General features: G+C 68.0%; 1 protein-coding gene. It reads left to right on the top strand.

Features of this window, described 5'->3' with window-relative positions:
- Positions 1-55: 55 nt before the first annotated feature.
- The coding region (locus tag AC50X9_RS21225) for a glycosyltransferase (protein WP_494897067.1) at positions 56-1,431 on the top strand (1,376 nt) is incomplete at its 3' end.

Raw genomic sequence — 1,431 nt, 5'->3', positions numbered from 1 at the left:
GCGTCACGCGGGATGCGCGATGAGCCGCCCTCCGGCTCGTCATGCGGGAGGTGCGGTGACGAGCACGGTCGATGTGACCAGCCGCACGGAGGGGCGCTGGAAGGCCCGTGAGGTGTGGTGCGCTCTGGCGGGTGTTGTGTCGTTGGCGCTTGCGGTGGGGGCCGCTTCGATGGTGGCTGTGCCTGTGAGCAGTGACCTGGGGCTCGTGGCGGTGTTGCCGTATCCGTTCTGGGTGGGGGTCTTGCTTCTGAATGTCGCTTTCGTTGTGGCGTTGCGGGGGGATGCTGCGGGTCCGGCGCGTCGTTTGGTCATGTTGTGGCTGGTTGTGGTGCTGGTGCTGGTGCTTTTCGGGACCGCGGCTTTCGTGACGGACGTGCCGCGGGGTGAGGTTGCGTTTCGTCATCTCGGTATCGCGGACGCTCTCTCCACTCAGGGGATTAACCCGGATACCGATGCGTACTTTAACTGGCCGGGTTTCTTCGCGTTGCTGGCGGCGGTGTTCGGGGCGACGGGTCTTGATCCGGTGGCTGTTGCCTTGTGGGCTCCGGTGTTCAACGTGGGTCTGTGGCTCGCTGCCCTGGGTGTGCTGACGGGGTACTTGACGCGGGATCCGCGGCGGCGCTGGCTTGTGCTGTGGGTCTTTTGCCTCGGCAGTTGGCAGGACCAGGACTACTTGTCTCCCCAGGCGTTCGGTTTCTTCCTGTACCTCGTTGTGGTCGCGTTGCTTTTGGGCCCGTTGGCCGCGCGGGCTCCCAAGATCGGCGGTTACCGGCGGGCGGATCTGGCGGCGTGGTGGGGAGGGCGGTCACCGGCCGAGCCCCGGCCGGGGCTCCGGGTGAGCGCGCTCGTGGTGGCCCTGTTGCTCGTCGCGGTCATTTGCGCGAGCCATCAGCTGACGCCGTTTATGGTGCTGATCGCCGTCACCGCGCTGACCCTGGGCGGGCGTGTCTGGCCCAGCCGGCTGCCTCTGATCACTGTGGTGGTGCTGACGCTCTGGCTGGTCTATCCCGCGAGTGCATACCTCACCGGGAACCCGCCGCTGGCGGACGCAGGGCTGCTGGCCGCGACTGATGCGAATGTCATCGACCGCCTGGGCGGGTCCGCGGGGCACGTGCTCGTGGTGCAGGCCCGGATTTTTCTTACCCTTGTGCTGTGGGCGCTTGCCGCGGCGGGGGCGGTGCGCGACTGGCGCAGAGGACGTCTGGACGTCCGGGTGGTCCTCCTGGCCGTCACGCCGCTGTTGCTCTTCCCCGCGCAGTTGTACGGCGGGGAGATGCTCATCCGTGTCTCGCTGTTCGCGCTGCCTTTCATCGCCCTGCTGGCGTGCTCGGTCCTGCTTCCCGCGGACGGCAGCACTCGCCCGTCCGTCCTCGCCACGGACGGCAGTGCACGCCCGTCCGTCCTCGCCACGGACGGCGGCACGCGCCCGTC

It is taken from the genome of Pseudarthrobacter sp. HLT1-3 (assembly GCF_059383535.1).
The sequence above is the reverse complement of the archived record's forward strand: the minus strand, read 5'-3'. Positions and strand labels throughout refer to the sequence as shown.